At 61.1% G+C, this 15,269-nt stretch carries 20 protein-coding genes; 12 read left to right on the forward strand and 8 right to left on the reverse strand.

Annotated elements, in window-relative coordinates:
• A partial coding sequence (locus tag H146_RS20765) for a transposase (RefSeq protein WP_019952230.1) occupies positions 1 to 150 on the forward strand: 150 nt, incomplete at its 5' end.
• 138 nt (positions 151 to 288) lie between these two features.
• Here H146_RS20765 and H146_RS20770 read toward each other — a convergent pair.
• Both H146_RS20770 and H146_RS0112575 read right to left on the reverse strand, forming a co-directional pair.
• The gene (locus H146_RS20770) at positions 289 to 1,194 is read right to left on the reverse strand and encodes a GTPase family protein (protein WP_083920870.1); all 906 of its coding nucleotides are present in this window, start codon (positions 1,192 to 1,194) and stop codon (positions 289 to 291) included.
• A gap of 140 nt (positions 1,195 to 1,334) precedes the next feature.
• Positions 1,335 to 2,360, reverse strand: a complete 1,026-nt coding sequence (locus H146_RS0112575; protein WP_019952232.1) for a helix-turn-helix transcriptional regulator — start codon at positions 2,358 to 2,360, stop codon at positions 1,335 to 1,337.
• A 193-nt stretch (positions 2,361 to 2,553) separates the two neighbouring features.
• Between H146_RS0112575 and H146_RS21435 the strand changes: the two genes are divergently transcribed.
• Positions 2,554 to 2,781, forward strand: coding sequence for a hypothetical protein (locus H146_RS21435; protein WP_156826806.1), 228 nt, complete (start codon positions 2,554 to 2,556; stop codon positions 2,779 to 2,781).
• Positions 2,762 to 3,049: a hypothetical protein gene (locus H146_RS19335; protein WP_019952233.1), complete on the forward strand. Its 288-nt coding sequence runs from the start codon at positions 2,762 to 2,764 to the stop codon at positions 3,047 to 3,049. Before H146_RS21435 ends, H146_RS19335 begins: the two co-directional genes overlap by 20 nt.
• Before the next feature lie 4 nt (positions 3,050 to 3,053).
• Here H146_RS19335 and lptB read toward each other — a convergent pair whose 3' ends face one another.
• From lptB to H146_RS0112605, 5 genes are all read right to left on the reverse strand, one after another.
• Complete coding sequence (gene lptB, locus H146_RS0112585; protein ID WP_019952234.1) at positions 3,054 to 3,779, reverse strand: LPS export ABC transporter ATP-binding protein; 726 nt, start codon at positions 3,777 to 3,779, stop codon at positions 3,054 to 3,056.
• A complete protein-coding gene (gene lptA, locus H146_RS0112590; protein WP_019952235.1) occupies positions 3,776 to 4,312 on the reverse strand; it encodes a lipopolysaccharide transport periplasmic protein LptA in 537 nt (178 codons plus the stop codon). Before lptA ends, lptB begins: the two co-directional genes overlap by 4 nt.
• A 43-nt stretch (positions 4,313 to 4,355) precedes the next feature.
• Positions 4,356 to 4,946, reverse strand: coding sequence for an LPS export ABC transporter periplasmic protein LptC (gene lptC / locus H146_RS0112595; RefSeq protein ID WP_019952236.1), 591 nt, complete (start codon positions 4,944 to 4,946; stop codon positions 4,356 to 4,358).
• Positions 4,947 to 4,965: 19 nt separating this feature from the next.
• Complete coding sequence (locus tag H146_RS0112600; protein ID WP_019952237.1) at positions 4,966 to 5,550, reverse strand: KdsC family phosphatase; 585 nt, start codon at positions 5,548 to 5,550, stop codon at positions 4,966 to 4,968.
• Between the two features lie 187 nt (positions 5,551 to 5,737).
• Positions 5,738 to 6,724, reverse strand: a complete 987-nt coding sequence (locus H146_RS0112605; protein WP_019952238.1) for a KpsF/GutQ family sugar-phosphate isomerase — start codon at positions 6,722 to 6,724, stop codon at positions 5,738 to 5,740.
• Between the two features lie 172 nt (positions 6,725 to 6,896).
• On the opposite strand from H146_RS0112605, the gene H146_RS0112610 reads away from it, so the two are divergent.
• From H146_RS0112610 to hisD, 9 genes are all read left to right on the forward strand, one after another.
• Positions 6,897 to 7,709 carry an ABC transporter ATP-binding protein gene (locus H146_RS0112610; protein ID WP_019952239.1) on the forward strand — a complete coding sequence of 271 codons (813 nt, stop codon included), beginning with the start codon at positions 6,897 to 6,899 and terminating at the stop codon, positions 7,707 to 7,709.
• Positions 7,709 to 8,485 (forward strand): lipid asymmetry maintenance ABC transporter permease subunit MlaE, encoded by a 777-nt coding sequence (mlaE, locus tag H146_RS0112615; protein ID WP_019952240.1) that lies wholly within the window; start codon positions 7,709 to 7,711, stop codon positions 8,483 to 8,485. Before H146_RS0112610 ends, mlaE begins: the two co-directional genes overlap by 1 nt.
• Complete coding sequence (gene mlaD / locus H146_RS0112620; protein WP_019952241.1) at positions 8,485 to 8,946, forward strand: outer membrane lipid asymmetry maintenance protein MlaD; 462 nt, start codon at positions 8,485 to 8,487, stop codon at positions 8,944 to 8,946. The genes mlaE and mlaD overlap by 1 nt, the downstream gene beginning before the upstream one ends.
• An 84-nt stretch (positions 8,947 to 9,030) precedes the next feature.
• Positions 9,031 to 9,714: an MlaC/ttg2D family ABC transporter substrate-binding protein gene (locus H146_RS0112625; RefSeq protein WP_019952242.1), complete on the forward strand. Its 684-nt coding sequence runs from the start codon at positions 9,031 to 9,033 to the stop codon at positions 9,712 to 9,714.
• Positions 9,714 to 10,085 (forward strand): STAS domain-containing protein, encoded by a 372-nt coding sequence (locus H146_RS19340; protein WP_019952243.1) that lies wholly within the window; start codon positions 9,714 to 9,716, stop codon positions 10,083 to 10,085. Before H146_RS0112625 ends, H146_RS19340 begins: the two co-directional genes overlap by 1 nt.
• A gap of 138 nt (positions 10,086 to 10,223) precedes the next feature.
• A complete protein-coding gene (locus tag H146_RS0112635) occupies positions 10,224 to 10,478 on the forward strand; it encodes a BolA family protein (protein ID WP_019952244.1) in 255 nt (84 codons plus the stop codon).
• A 20-nt stretch (positions 10,479 to 10,498) separates the two neighbouring features.
• Positions 10,499 to 11,758, forward strand: coding sequence for a UDP-N-acetylglucosamine 1-carboxyvinyltransferase (murA, locus tag H146_RS0112640; RefSeq protein WP_019952245.1), 1,260 nt, complete (start codon positions 10,499 to 10,501; stop codon positions 11,756 to 11,758).
• Positions 11,759 to 11,815: 57 nt separating this feature from the next.
• Positions 11,816 to 12,472: an ATP phosphoribosyltransferase gene (gene hisG / locus H146_RS0112645; protein WP_019952246.1), complete on the forward strand. Its 657-nt coding sequence runs from the start codon at positions 11,816 to 11,818 to the stop codon at positions 12,470 to 12,472.
• Between the two features lie 55 nt (positions 12,473 to 12,527).
• Positions 12,528 to 13,856, forward strand: coding sequence for a histidinol dehydrogenase (gene hisD / locus H146_RS0112650; protein ID WP_026351958.1), 1,329 nt, complete (start codon positions 12,528 to 12,530; stop codon positions 13,854 to 13,856).
• A gap of 23 nt (positions 13,857 to 13,879) precedes the next feature.
• Here the strand turns inward: hisD and H146_RS0112655 are convergent, their stop codons facing one another.
• Positions 13,880 to 15,118: a Do family serine endopeptidase gene (locus H146_RS0112655; protein ID WP_019952248.1), complete on the reverse strand. Its 1,239-nt coding sequence runs from the start codon at positions 15,116 to 15,118 to the stop codon at positions 13,880 to 13,882.
• Positions 15,119 to 15,269 lie beyond the last annotated feature (151 nt).

The raw sequence follows: 15,269 nt of genomic DNA on the forward strand, positions 1-15,269 counted from the left end.
GTCTTCGGCATCATCAAGTCGGTACTCGGTTTTCGTCAGTTCTCGCTGCGCGGACTGAACCGGGTGAGCGGCGAATGGACGCTGGTGTGCCTGGCGTGGAATCTGAAACGCATGGCCGTATTGCGCCCGACATCCGCCCGAAAGGCCTGAAAAGCGAGCGGCAGGGTGCGTTTTCAGGATATTGGGCGTAAAAAGACGTCATTATGCGCCGCTGCGCACCATGCTGGTGCAAAAATCTGCCGGGGCGGGTCGCACGCCTCACCTGCCGACGGCAAGCCCGACAGGCTGCTAGAAAAATTTTTTCTTGAGCCAGCGATTTAAAGATTTAAAAATTTTGGGCGCAGCGGAGGCCAAGGCAGTGGCAGCGACTTCTTTCACCTCATCCCATGCACGACCGGCGAATTCTTTTATAGACTCCCACATGCCGGTCGCTGCTCCATCGATAGCGTATTCGCTTACTACATCTTCTTCAGCCTCTCGTGTGATTGAATACTTTTTTTCATTTGGAATCTTATCCACAATGAGATCCACAAGCTTTGTGATATTGTACTTTCTTCCTTTCTTGGATACTGCAACCGAGATGATGATGTTGGGAGAGATATCAAAGCGCCTTGCTACATCCAGTACTTTTCTATCAATGTTGACAACTTGAGTTCCGCCTGGTTGGTAGTTGTTTGTGTCCCAGTCGTCCATGTCATTGGTTTTATCAGCTTGAGTGATGACAATAAGTATAGGTGGTTTCTCTTTTATGTCAGTTTTTTTGAAGATTTCGTTATAAGCATCGAGGGCAGAAGCATAATTACGGTCGTCAGCTTTTATAAGCCAAAGTACAAAATCCAGATCAGCAAGATTGTTTTTATAATATCTCACGTATTCTTTTTGGCGCTCGGGGTCTTCACCTATGCCCGGCATGTCACGCAGGATGATGCCACCTGTCTGGCCTCTCTCACCTATTCGTATATCTTGGGCCTCTCTGGTACAACCCTCTACGTCGTCTACATTGGCAACATCTTTACCAAAAATTGCATTGCATAGGCTGGACTTGCCGACGCCTGAATTTCCGAAGAGCCCAACTGTTGGGGTGTAGTTTGTGATTTCTCTTATTTTTTCATTTATTTTATTTGAAATTTCTTCTTTGTTTTGGTGGTTCATGGATGTATTTCTCTGAGTCGCTTCTTGGTTATGATGATTCATGTAGCCCCCTTTTGTTGATAAACGTGAAATTTTGGAGAACTAGTGACTTTTATCCAAAAGTCGTTGCTTTGCAGAAAGAACAATACCAGTAATTCGGTTTCTTCTCATGCATCGTCCAGTTGCTGCAATTTGGACATTTCTTACCTTTTGCCATAATTAGCCTCGTTTTCGTAAAATTTCATTGCTTGGTTAAGATTGTCAAGAATCGTTACAGTCCACCTCGCCGGCTCATACACCCTGATATGGCTATTCAACCCGAACACCCACCACAGCGTCTCCTGATCATCCCTGACTTTCGCCCGTAACCGATGCCAGTCGCTATCCGGCAGTGTCTCGATCTGCTGTTCATGGCCAAGTGGGGTTTCCCTCAGAATCCACGCAATATCAGGTGATATATCGGCGACCAGCTCTACCTCCTTTAACGATCCGGGTGCGTTGAAGTTGCTGCTCAAAAAGTGGTCGATATCGAAGCAGGCATCGTTGTTGGCCGAGCTGTCCAGGCACTCGGCCTGTTGAATTCGGTGCAGCGCGAACTGGCGTCTGTCGTCGTAACCCTCGACGCTGGCAATCACATAGCTGATGGCGTGGCGTGTGATGAAGCCAAGGGGATGAAGCTCGAGTGTTTTGACCTCTTCCTTGCTGCGACTCAGGTAGTTGACGCGCAGGCGTTTGTGTTCCAGTAGCGCCGTCGACACCTGCTGCCATACCTCGCTGTCGATAGGTGCCGGCTGGAGCGCCTTGCCGTTGGGCAGGGTGCGCACGCGTCGCGCCCAGTCCGCCAGTTCGTTGCGCGCGGAGCAGTCAAGGTAGCCGCGGGCACGTCGAAACTGCGGTGCCAGCAGGTCGAAGACGCTCTGCGGTAGCACGGAGGCGAGGTGGCCTTCGGCCAGGTGAAGGGCCAGCGCCGTGGCCGGGTCCATGTCGCGTAGCTCGAGCGGTGCCCCCTGGGTAAGGCTCCAGCGGTAGGGGGTAATGCTCTCGTCGCACAGCAGCGAAAAGGGGACCGAAAGCCTGTTGAGATCGCGTTGCACGGTGCGCATGTCGATGGCGAAGCCGCGTTCGCGCAGTTTCTCCAGCAGGGTAGTGGTGGCGATATAGCCCGGATAGGTGGGTATCAGCCGCAGCAGGGCAAAAAGCCGTAAAAGGGTGTCCCTGTTCTGTGACATGCCATACCTCTGAACCTTGATGGGAGTATTTGGAAGCTATCAGTACGGGGCGACAATTTATGTCGCGCAATGAGCAGTAGCAGTACTCCCGGTTCGGCTTTAACGAAAATTTATGGCGACACCGGGTGCCGTCGAAAGGGTGTAGCGTGATGCTGTTACCTAACGTTACGTGGCATGATTGGAGGCTGAATCGATGAAAAAACAGAACGGCGTGGCGCTATCGGCCGGATTGCTGATGATAAGCGGTATGGTAGAGGCGCAATCCCCCTCGCTGGATGACGTATTCAACGGCGATATGTTGAATACCAACCTGCGCTATTTTGAATCGGCCGCGGGTATTGCGCGGGAGTCGTGGGGAGACCGTCATGTCTATCGAATAGTGGGGTGCCGACTGCCTGACGATGTGCGGCAACGCCTATGACCCCAGTGTATACGCCTACTGGGAGGGGCCGCGGGCCGCCGGTTTTATCAATATGGTGACTGGCGTCGAGCTGGTCGGCGATAAGGCGATTGCGGCTGCCGGCGAGTGGCAGCAGGTCATGGAGAGCCAAAGGGGTAGTGACTATGTCATTGACCTGGGCTTTGCCTGTGAATATACCTTCGATGAGGCGGCGGCGCGTCTTTTCCGCGATGTTCGTATCAGCCGGGTGATCATCGGCGGTGGCGTGGAAGGCCCGCAGTGCGGATAGACGATCACAGCCGGAACTCGTGCCCAAGATAGACATCGCGCACGTGCTGGTTGCCGAGGATGGCGTTGGCGTCGCCCTCGGCGATAATCAGGCCGCTGCCGACGATGTAGGCGTTATCGCAGATATCCAGCGTTTCGCGCACGTTGTGGTCGGTGATCAGTACGCCGATACCGCGGTTGCGCAGCTGGCGCACGATGCCCTTGATTTCGCCCACCGAGATGGGGTCGACACCGGCGAAGGGCTCGTCCAGCAGGACGAAGGCCGGCTCGATCGCCAGCGCGCGGGCGATCTCGACGCGCCGGCGCTCGCCGCCGGAGAGGCTCAACCCCTTGTTGTCGCGGATGTGAGTGATGCTGAACTCTTCCAGCAGCTGTGCCAGCCGCTCGCGGCGCCCGTGACGGTCGAGATCCTTGCGGGTCTCGAGAATCGCCATGATGTTGTCGGCCACCGACAGTTTGCGAAAGATCGAGGCCTCCTGCGGCAGGTAGCCAATGCCGGCGCTGGCACGTTGGTGCATGGGGCTCTTGCTCAGATCGTGAGCATCGATCGCCACGTGACCGGCATCGGCCTTGACCAGTCCGACGATCATGTAAAACGAGGTGGTCTTGCCGGCACCGTTGGGGCCGAGAAGGCCGACGATCTCGCCCTGGCGGATCGACAGGCTGATGTCCTGCACCACGCGCCGACCCTTGAAACTCTTGGCCAGATGGGAAGCGTGCAGTGTCTTCATTGTGCGCTGCCGTCCTGCTGCCCGGCCGGTGTCAGCTGCATGCGTACTCGTCCATCGCCGCCCTCGGACTGCTCGTTGCCTCGCGCATTGACCCGACGGGTATCCAGAAAATATTCAACATAGCCGCCCGTGAAGATGTCGCTGCCCTGATGCAGCTCGGCGTTGCCGATCAGCTCCACACGTCGTTCGCCGGCATGATAGACGATGCGGTTGCCCCAGCCACGCGCCAGCGGATCGTCGGGCGCCGGGCGCTGTTCGATGTAGGCGCGCCCGTCCTCGCCTCCGGTGGCGGTCATTTGCGACAGTCCGCCGCTCTCGGCGCGCTGCAGTTCGACCCGGTTGGCGCGCAGCTGCATGCTGCCCTGGTCGACTTCGACGGCACCGGTATAAACGGCGGTGCCGTCCTGGTCGCTGATTTCAAGGGCATCGGCGCTGATATTGATCGGCTGGTTGCGGTCACTCTCCAGTGCCAGCGCAGGCGTGCCGGAAAGCGCCAGCAGGGCGAGAGTGGAGCACAACAAAGAGCGCATCATGGCGGTTGTCCCTGGTTTGAAATGATGAAAAGCGGCAAACGCCTCAGGGCGTGGTGCCCGGGTAGTAGCCGTGCACGTTACCCTCGATATGCAGGCGGTCCTCGTCGAGCAGTGCCTCGAAGCGATCGCCGCGGGTACGCTGGCGGTTGTCGATAAAGGTCGATTCGCTGTCACTCCAGGCGCGGCGCTGGTCGAGATTATAGTGCAGCACATCGGTTTCCAGTCGCCACCCCTCGTCGGGCTGGTGCAGCACGGCGTTGCCGGCCAGCTGGAAGGTATTACCATCGGGTCCCAGCCTGGCTTGCTGACCGTCGGCCTGCCAGCGCCGCTGCTGGTCGTCGAGCAGTGTAAAGTGGGGCGTACGGGCGCGGGTGATATCATCGTTGGGCGTATGGGTCAGTCGTGGACTCTGCATGGTCTGTGCCGGCCTCCCCTGGGTGTCGAAGCGGGTATATTCCACGCCTTCCAGGTAGTAGTCCGGTTCGCCTTCACTGCTTTCGGGCACGGGAGGAGGTGACATCAGGTTGCCGCGCTGGTCGATCAGGGTGAGCACGCCGCCCAGCAGCAGTATCAGCAGGCCGAGTGCCAGCCGGTTGCGGGTGCGTACAGAAAAGGGTCGAAATCTGCCGATCATGAGACTTCCCGTGGCCTGTTCAATATGACTTTTGCTCAGCGTCGCTGTCCGCTGCTGTCTCGAAGCCGGCGATAATGTCATCCAGCTCGCCGCGCGCTGCCAGCAGCCATTCACACAGCTCGCGCACCGCGCCGCGACCGCCGCAGGCCGTCGTGACGATGTCGGCGCGTTGCTGAATATAGTCGGGGGCATCGGCCACCGTCACGCCCAGACCCGACAGCATGATGGCGCCCAGATCGGGCAGGTCGTCGCCGCAGTAGCAGGCGTGACGGGGCTCCAGACCACGCTCGTCGAGCAACGCGGTCAGCGCGGCGGCCTTGTCGTCGCGGCCCTGAATGACGCACTCGATGCCAAGTTCGCGGGCGCGGCGCTCGACTGCCGGTGAGCGGCGGCCGGTAATCAGGGCCACGTCGATACCCCGTGCCATCAAAAGTTTCAGCCCCAGGCCGTCGCGCACATGGAAGATGCGGTCACCACCCGGGTCGTTGCCGCCACCATCGTAGCGCAGTGCGCCATCGGTCAGTACGCCGTCGACATCGAGTGCCAGCAGGCGAATAGCGCGGGCATTTGTGGCTGCATCGGGTGGGACGGAAGACGTCGTCATGCCTGGATTGTCCTGTGTAATGAGCCTGGTGTGGTGTCCCACAAATATCATCCCATCATATCGGCCCATGGCGCCGCCATGCGGCGTTGCTCGTCGTTGCCATAGACCCCACCATGACGCTTCCTCGCGCCTTGCCTGACAACGCCATGCCGCCGATATGTCCTGGCGTTACTTGGGGGACACCACACTAGACGATGCCGCTGCGCAGCAGGTCGTGCATCTTCAGAATACCCTGCGGTCGCTGCTCGGTATCGACCACTACCAGCGTCGTAACGCGATGCTGCTCCATCACGCGTATGGCCTCGGCGGCGAGTGTATCGGCCTCGATGGTCAGGCCGCCAAAGGTCATGACTTCATCGATCGTCAGACGTCGCACATCGCCATGATGGTCTATAGTGCGGCGCAGATCGCCGTCGGTGTAGATGCCGCTCAGCCGTCCTTCGGCGTCGACAATGCAGGTAAAGCCGTGCCCCTTGCGGGTCATCTCGATCAGCGCGTCGCGCAGTGACGTGCCGTGGTTGACCAGCGGCAATTCTGCGCCGGTATGCATCAGATCTGCTACCTTCAGCAGCAGCCTTTTGCCAAGGGTGCCGCCGGGGTGTGAAAGGGCGAACTCTTCGGGACTGAAGTCGCGCGCTTCGAGCAGGGCAATGGCCAGCGCGTCGCCCAGTGCCAGGCTGGCAGTGGTCGATGAGGTGGGGGCGAGATCGAGCGGACAGGCTTCGCGCTCGACGCTGACGTCGAGGTGCGCGTCGGCATGGCGCGCCAGGGTCGAACCACTATGGCCGGTCATGGCGATCAACCTTGTACCCAGGCGCTTGAAAAGCGGTAGCAGGGCGGTGATTTCGGCAGTTTCGCCGGAGTTGGAGAGGGCCAGTACCAGGTCGCTTTCGACCACCATGCCCAGATCGCCATGGCTGGCCTCGCCGGCGTGAACGAAAAAGGCCGGCGTGCCGGTGCTGGCGAGCGTCGCGGCAAGCTTGCGGGCGATATGGCCGGATTTACCAATGCCGGTCACCACTACCCGGCCATGACAGGCCAGTATCAGCCGGCAGGCGTGCTCGAAGCTCGCATCGAGACGCGCCGCCAGCGCCGCCAGCGCCTGCTGTTCGAGGTCGAGGGTGCGTCGGGCGCTGGCAAGGAAGTCGTGATCGCTATCGGTCCGGGTTGTCATGGCGCCGATTCTGACCCCGGCAGCGATCCGGCACAAGTGCGAGTGAAGGCGCGATGCATTGACACATATTCACACACTGCCGAAAGGGTGGCGCCATCAAGGCTGGTGGTGCCGGAGTGAATTCGGATACGATGTTCGCTAACCTATTCCCGGTCTTTCAGACAGGAGTCGTATGGCCGACTCAACACTGGTAGAAGTCGACAATCTGCATTTTTTGCGGGGGGAGCGGCCGATCTTTTCGGGCGTCGACCTGGCGATTCCAAAGGGCAGGATTACGGCCATCATGGGGCCCAGCGGTACCGGCAAGACGACGCTTTTGAAGTTGATCGCCGGTCAGCTCACGCCCGATGAAGGGCGCATCAGGGTCGCCGGCGAGGATGTCCACCGGCTTTCCCGCCAGGCGCTGTTTCGTATGCGCCGGCGCATGGGGATGCTGTTCCAGAGCGGTGCGCTGTTTTCCGATCTGTCGGTTTTCGAAAACGTCGCTTTTCCGCTGCGGGTACACACCGAGCTGCCGGAGCAGATGATTCGCGACGTGGTGCTGATCAAGCTGCAGGCGGTGGGGCTGCGCGGCGCGCGCCATCTGATGCCCTCGGAGCTCTCCGGCGGCATGACCCGGCGCGTGGCGCTGGCGCGAGCGGTGGCGCTCGACCCCGATCTGATCATGTATGACGAGCCCTTCGTGGGCCAGGACCCGATCTCGATGGGTGTTCTGGTAACGCTGATCCGCAGTCTCAACAGCGCCTTCAACATGACGGCGATTATCGTCTCCCACGACATCAAGGAGACGCTGTCGATCGCCGACCATGTCTATGTCATCGCTGACGGACGGGTCATGGCCAGCGGCTCGCCGAGTTCGCTGCGCGATTCCGAGGATCCCAGGGTCAGCCAGTTCATTCGGGGCAAGCCGGATGGTCCGGTGCCCTTTCACTATCCGTCGGAGAGTTTTGCCGACGATATTTTTGCAGCTTCGGAGACGCCATGATGTCGCCCTTGATTGCACTGGGACGCCGGGCGCTCGATCTGTTGGAAGCGCTGGGACGCAGCGCGATCTTTCTGGTCCAGTCGCTTTGTTGCCTGCCGCGCCTGCAGGGTTTTCGGCTGTGGGCGCGGCAGATGTACTTCGTTGGCGTGCTGTCGCTGCCGATTATCGTGGTGTCGGGCCTTTTTATCGGCATGGTCATCGCGCTTCAGGGCTACCTGGTGCTGTCGGGCTTCGGTGCCGACGAGGCGCTCGGCCAGATGGTGGCGCTGTCGCTGCTGCGTGAGCTGGCACCGGTGGTCAGTGCGCTGCTGTTTGCCGGTCGAGCGGGCTCGGCGCTGACCGCCGAGATCGGCCTGATGAAGGCGACCGAGCAGCTCTCCAGCATGGAGATGATTGGTGTCGATCCGCTGCGCAGGGTGATTGCGCCACGGCTGTGGGCAGGGTTCGTGTCGATGCCGATTCTGACCGTGTTTTTCAGCGTGATCGGTATCATGGGCGGCTATCTTGTCGGTGTCGACTGGCTCGGCGTCGATGCCGGCTCTTTCTGGGGCAATATGCAAAACAGCGTGGCGTTTTTCGATGACGTCCTGAACGGCATGGCCAAAAGCGTTGTCTTCGGGCTGGTGGTGACCTGGATCGCGGTATTCCAGGGGTATGACCTGGTGCCCACATCGGAGGGTATTTCGCGTGCCACTACCCGCACCGTGGTGTTCGGCTCGCTGGCCGTTCTGGGGCTCGATTTCATTCTGACCGCAATGATGTTTGGAGATTTTTAATGAAGCGTTCCGGAACACTCGAGGCGGGCGTCGGCGCCTTTGTGCTGGCCGGCCTGCTGGGGCTGATCTTTCTCGGGCTGCAGGTGAGCGGGATGAGCTTCGGTCAGACCGATCGCAATTTCACCCTCTATGCCAACTTCAGCAATATTGGCGGTCTGCAGGAGCGCTCGCGGGTCACCATGTCAGGTGTCACCGTGGGCCGGGTGACCGATATTTCGCTCGATCCGAAGTGGCTCGATGCCAGGGTCACCATGCAGATCGATTCCGACGTAGGCAAGCAGCTGTCGCAGGACTCTTCGGCTGCTATCCTGACCTCGGGACTGCTGGGCGAGCAGTACATTGGCCTGACGACCGGTGGCGCCCCCGAAATGCTGAAAAGTGGCGATACCATTCGTGATACGCAATCGGCGCTGGTGCTGGAGCACCTGATCCAGCAGTTTGTGTCGAATATGTCCAAATAGTCGAACACCAACGAATCAAAGTGGTCCAATTCGGGTAGTCATGTTGGCGGCCGAAGTGGCCGCCTCATTCAAAGGAGAGGCAGGATGAAAAGGATATCCACCGCTATCGTCATGGCACTGTCGCTGATGTCGGCCGGCTTTACGGTTAATGCTGTCGCCGCCGACCAGAGTCAGCCGAATCAGTCAGGTCAGTCGAGCCAGTCACCGCAACAGCTGGTGCAGCAGAGCGTCGACAATCTGATGAGCAAGCTCGACAATCGCCAGCAGTACTACCGCAGCCACCCCGAGGAGCTCAAGCAGGTGGTGCGGGACAATATCGTGCCGCTGATCGACTGGCAGTATGCAGCTGCCAGCGTGATGGGCAAATATTTTCGCGCAGCGACGCCCGAGCAGCGCAGCCGCTTCCTGAATGTCTTCCGTCAGACGCTGGTCGATACCTACTCTCAGGGGTTGGTGACCTTCGACTATCAGAGCGTCAACGTGCTCAGTAGTGACCAGGATCAGCGCTACCAGGATCAGGCCAGCGTCGACATGGAGGTGGTCGGCACCGACGGTCAGCGTTATCCGGTCTCCTACACCCTGCGCCAGAGCAACGGGCAGTGGAAAGTGGTCAACGTGGTGGTCAACGGCATCAATCTGGGGCTGACCTTCCGCAATCAGTTCGAGCAGGCGATGCAGAACAATAACCGTAATATCGATGCGGTTATCAACGGTTGGGCACCGGAAGTCGATCTCGAAGAGGGTGGCAACCAGCAGGCGCAGGGCTGATGAGCGAACCGATCTATCAGGACGATGATACCGAGCTGACAGTCAGCGACGATACGCTTCGTCTGAAGGGGGCGCCTGCCTTCGATAACGCCGCGGCACTTGCCGCGGCGGGAGCGCGCTGGCTGGAGCGTCACCAGCAGGGTTCGGTCTCCTTCAACGCCTGTGACGTGCACGACGTCAGCAGTGCCACCCTGTCGGTCCTGCTGGAGTGGTTGCGCATTACCCGCCGCAAGGGCATCGAGGTGGACCGCATACGACTCTCCGACCGCATGCGCGAGCTTGTCGAGCTGGCCGAACTCAACGATGTTTTTCCTTCCCGCCATACCTCCTTCGAGTGCTCACCGGCCGTCGAGGCTGCGGCTTCCCGGTGACTTCACGCCATTCGCGCATGACGGCGTTTTTCATTTACCATTGCCGCTATTGAGATGGCACCTGCGAACCCTGCCCATGTCAAAAACGAGGGCAGGGTTTGCATGGCCTTCACCCAACGGTTAGTAAAAGGAGCCCTCATGCAGCCCGAAGACGTCAAACGCCTGTTGGAAGATCGCATTTCGGAGTGTGAATTCCACATTCAGGGAGAGGGATGCAATTTTCAGGTCACCGCTATCGGTGACATCTTTGCCGGCATGACGCCGGTCAAGCGTCAGCAGCTGATCTACTCTGCGCTCTCCGAGGAGATTGCCAGCGGCGCGCTGCATGCCATTACGATCAAAACCTTCACGCCGTCGCAGTGGGCCGAGACGGCCGATGCCGATCGCGCCTGACTGCTGCCGGAAACCCTCGAATGGATAAATTGATCATCAGCGGCGGTCGGCCACTCTCCGGCGAGGTCTGGAGTTCGGGCGCCAAGAATTCAGCGTTGCCGATTCTGGCCGCGACGCTGCTGGCCGACGAGCCGATCACTATCGGCAATCTTCCCCATCTGCAGGACATTACCACCACCCTCGAGCTGTTGGGCCGTATGGGGGTGGAGCCCATGATGGGCGAAAAGATGAGTATTCAGCTCGGCGGGCGGGTGACGCACTGTCATGCGCCCTACGATCTGGTCAAGAAGATGCGCGCCTCGATTCTGGTGCTGGGGCCGTTGCTGGCCCATTTCGGGACCGCCGATGTGTCGCTGCCCGGTGGCTGTGCTATCGGCTCGCGACCGGTCGATTTGCATATCAACGGTCTGCAGGCGATGGGTGCCGATATCCGTGTCGAGGGCGGCTACATTCGCGCCCGCACTGACGGTCGGCTCAAGGGCGCGCATATCGTCTTCGATACCGTGACCGTGACCGGTACCGAGAACCTGCTGATGGCGGCGACGCTTGCCGAGGGTCGTACCGTGCTGGAAAATGCCGCCCGCGAACCGGAAGTGGTCGATCTCGCCGAGTGCCTGATCGCCATGGGCGCGTCTATTCAGGGGCACGGTAGCGGCACCATCACCATCGACGGTGTCGAGCGGCTTCACGGCTGTCGCTACGATGTCATGCCCGACCGCATCGAGACCGGCACCTTTCTGGTCGCCGCTGCGGCAACGCGCGGGCGGGTGAAAGTGCGTAACGCACGGGCCGACATCATGGAAGCGGTACTGCTCAAGCTCGAGGAGGCCGGCGCCGAGATCGACACCGGCGACGGCTGGATCTCGCTCGACATGCAGGGTCGCCGGCCGCGGGCGGTCAACATTCGCACCGCGCCCTATCCGGCCTTTCCGACCGATATGCAGGCACAGTTCGTGGCGCTCAACGCCGTTGCCGAAGGCAGCGGCCGGGTGGTGGAAACCATCTTCGAGAACCGCTTCATGCACGTGCAGGAAATCAACCGCATGGGGGCGAATATCACGCTGGAGGGCAACACCGCCATGGTGACCGGCGTTGAGCAGCTTGGTGGTGCACCGGTCATGGCAACCGATCTGCGCGCCTCGGCAAGCCTTGTCATCGCGGCGCTGGTGGCTGAAGGCGAGACGGTGGTGGATCGTATCTACCATATCGATCGCGGCTATGAATGCATCGAGGAGAAGCTTCAGCTGATGGGTGCGCGGATTCGTCGCGTACCGCGCTGAGAGGTTCTGATTATCACCGACGCCGTGGCGTCGTTATCCGGCAGTTTTCGAGACCCCATGAGTAAACCCCTGATTCTGGCGCTCTCCAAGGGGCGCATTCTCAAAGAGACGCTGCCGCTGCTGGCCGAAGCCGGTATCGAACCGCTGGAGCCGCTCGACAAGAGTCGCAAGCTGCTGTTCGAGACCACTCTCGATAACGTCAGACTGGTGATACTGCGTGCCGTCGATGTGCCCACCTATGTCCAGATGGGCGCCGCCGACGCCGGGGTGGCGGGCAAGGATGTCCTGCTCGAGCACGGCGCTCGCGCGCTCTACGAGCCCCTCGATCTGAATATTTCGCGCTGCCGTCTGATGACGGCCGGCATCGAGGGTGTGACGCCTGATCGCGCCAGGCGCCGGGTCGCCACCAAGTTCGTCAATATCGCACGGCGCTACTATTCGGGGTTGGGCATCCAGGCGGAGGTCATCAAGCTGTATGGCGCCATGGAGCTGGCGCCGATGATGAATCTGGCCGACGAGATCGTCGATATCGTGGATACCGGCAATACCCTGCGCGCCAACGGCATGGTGGCGCGTGAACTGATCGCCGATATCAGCACCCGACTGGTGGTCAACAAGGCCTCGATGACGGTTCAGCACGCGCGGCTGGGGCCCTTGATCGAGCAGCTGCGCGAAGCCGTGACGCGGCGCAGCGGCGAAGCCACCGGGCCCTGAGCGGCAGCCTTTTCTTTCGACTTTTCGATCCGACCGCGGTGGAGTCGCGCCACCGATGAGGGAGTCAGCGGTGAGTACAGAGCAGGTTATTCGGCGTCTCGATGCCGGTCAGCAGGACTTCGAGCAGTGTCTTGACGCACTGCTCGACTGGGAAAGCGTCTCCAGCGCCGAGGTGCAGCGCAGCGTTGACGATATTCTCGACGCGGTGCGCCGCCGCGGTGATGCGGCGCTGATCGAGCTGACGCAGCGCTTCGACCGGCTGGCGGTGGAGAGTATGACGCAGCTGACGCTCGGCGCTGCACGGCTGGAGGCTGCCTGGCAGGCGCTGCCCGTCGAGCAGCGCGAGGCGTTGACGGTGGCTGCCGATCGCATCCGCGCCTATCACGAACACCAGAAGCCCGGCAGTTGGTCCTTTGAAGAGGCCGACGGCACCCTGCTGGGCCAGCAGGTCACACCCCTGGATCGCGTCGGTGTCTATGTCCCCGGCGGCAAGGCGGCCTACCCCTCGTCGGTGCTGATGAACGTCATTCCGGCGAAGGTGGCCGGCGTGGCCGATATCGTCATGGTGGTGCCCACACCCGACGGCGTGGTCAACGATCTGGTGTTGGCGGCGGCCCGCGCCGCCGGCGTCGACCGGGTGTTCACCATCGGCGGTGCCCAGGCGGTGGCGGCGCTGGCGTTTGGCACCGATACGGTGCCGGCGGTGGACAAGATTGTCGGCCCCGGCAATATCTACGTGGCAACCGCCAAGCGCGCCGTTTTCGGCCGTGTCGGCATCGACATGATTGCCGGCCCGTCGGAGATTCTGATTATCTCCGACGGCGATACCGACCCCGACTGGCTGGCGATGGATCTCTTCTCCCAGGCCGAGCACGACGAGGATGCCCAGGCGATTCTGATCAGCTGGGACGACGCTCACCTGGCTGCGGTGGAGGAGAGCATCGCGCGACTGCTGCCGACGCTTGAGCGTGCCGATATCGTGCGTGAGTCGCTCTCCCGGCGAGGTGCGCTGATTCACGTCGGCAGCGAGGCGCAGGCAGTGGCACTGGCCAACCGCATCGCCCCCGAGCACCTGGAGCTTTCGGTGGCCGAGCCGCAGCGGCTGGCCGAGCAGGTGCGGCACGCCGGCGCTATCTTCATGGGGCGCTATACTGCCGAGGCGCTGGGTGACTACTGCGCCGGTCCCAATCACGTCCTGCCCACCTCCGGCACGGCACGCTTCTCGTCGCCGCTGGGCGTATATGATTTCCAGAAGCGCTCGTCGCTGATTCAGTGCTCGCCGCAGGGCGCCTCGACGCTGGGCCGCACCGCCTCGGTGCTGGCGCGCGGCGAATCGCTGACCGCTCACGCTCGCTCGGCGGAGAGTCGTATCAGGGAGGAGTAGGGCATCCGCCAGCGGTAAGCGGTTCAGCTGTCGCTGTCGCTCGGTGTCGGCATCATCGAGCGTGCCGGGCGCTCGCCCACGGTGATGGTGACGCTCAGACGCTTGCCATCGCGATAGAGCTCGAGCGGCAGCTTTTCGCCCGGGGCGATATTGGCGATATCCACCATGGCGCTCTGGGCATCCAGCAGGGGGCGGCCATTGACCGATAGAATTACATCGCCGGTTCTGACCCCGGCCTGGTCCGCCGGGCCGCCCTCGACCACATCGGAGACCACCACGCCCCGTGGTGCATTGATGTTGAATGACGCCGGCAGACCGGGCGTGACCTCGCGCGCCTCGATGCCCAGCCAGCCGCGAATGACCCGCCCATGTACCACCAGGTCGTCGAGAATGTCGTGCGCCAGGTTGGTGGGTATGGCGAAGCCGATCCCCTGGGAGCCGCCGCTGCGCGAGAAGATGGCAGTATTGATGCCCACCAGCGCGCCGTCGGCGTTGACCAGCGCGCCGCCGGAGTTGCCCGGGTTGATCGCCGCGTCGGTCTGAATGAAATCCTCGTAGGCATTGAGCCCCAGGTGGCTGCGACCGGTCGCGCTGATGATGCCCATGGTCACCGTCTGGCCCACGCCGAAAGGGTTGCCGATGGCCAGCGCGATATCGCCGACGCGGCTGTTGTTGGAGTCCGTCAGCCCGATCACCGGCAGATTGTCGAGATCGATATGCAGCACCGCCAGGTCGGTCTCGGGGTCGGTGCCGATCACCGTGGCGATGGTCTCGCGGCCGTCGCGCAGCGCTACCTGGATTTCGTCGGCGCCGCTGATGACATGGTTGTTGGTAAGAATGTAGCCTTCTTCGCTGACGATAACGCCGGAGCCCAGGCTCGACAGCATGCGGCGCCGGCCCGACTGGCTGTTGCCGAAGAACTGCTCGAAAAAGGGGTCCGACATCAGCGGATGCTGGTCGCGCTCTACCAGTCGCGACGAGTAGATATTGACCACGGCAGGTGCGGCCTTTTCAACCGCGGTGGCGTAACTGGCGGCGCCTTCGCTGCGCTGCAGGGGCGGTGCGTCGCGGGTCGAGGGCGGATCACGTTCGACCGGCGTTGCCGGAAGCTGGACCGGTTCGACGACCGGGCGTTGGCTGACGGTTTCACCGCCACTGCGTTCGCCGCCACCGATCATGCTGGGCATGTAATCGAGCAGCACCAGGGCAAGCAGAACACCGCAGATGACGGGCCAGATCAGTGGCAGCAACAGTCGGCGCATGACACCATTTCCCCGCAGGGCGCTGAACCATGGCTCGGCGGGGAGTCTGCCGCCGTTCCCGGGCAGGCGCTCGGTCGCCGAGCGGTTCAGCACCCTGTATGTATGAATTGTCTTTCACAAGAACTTGTGCCGAAAGGGCATTGCTGCCCCG

This window comes from Kushneria aurantia DSM 21353 (assembly GCF_000382245.1).
Lineage (GTDB): Bacteria > Pseudomonadota > Gammaproteobacteria > Pseudomonadales > Halomonadaceae > Kushneria > Kushneria aurantia.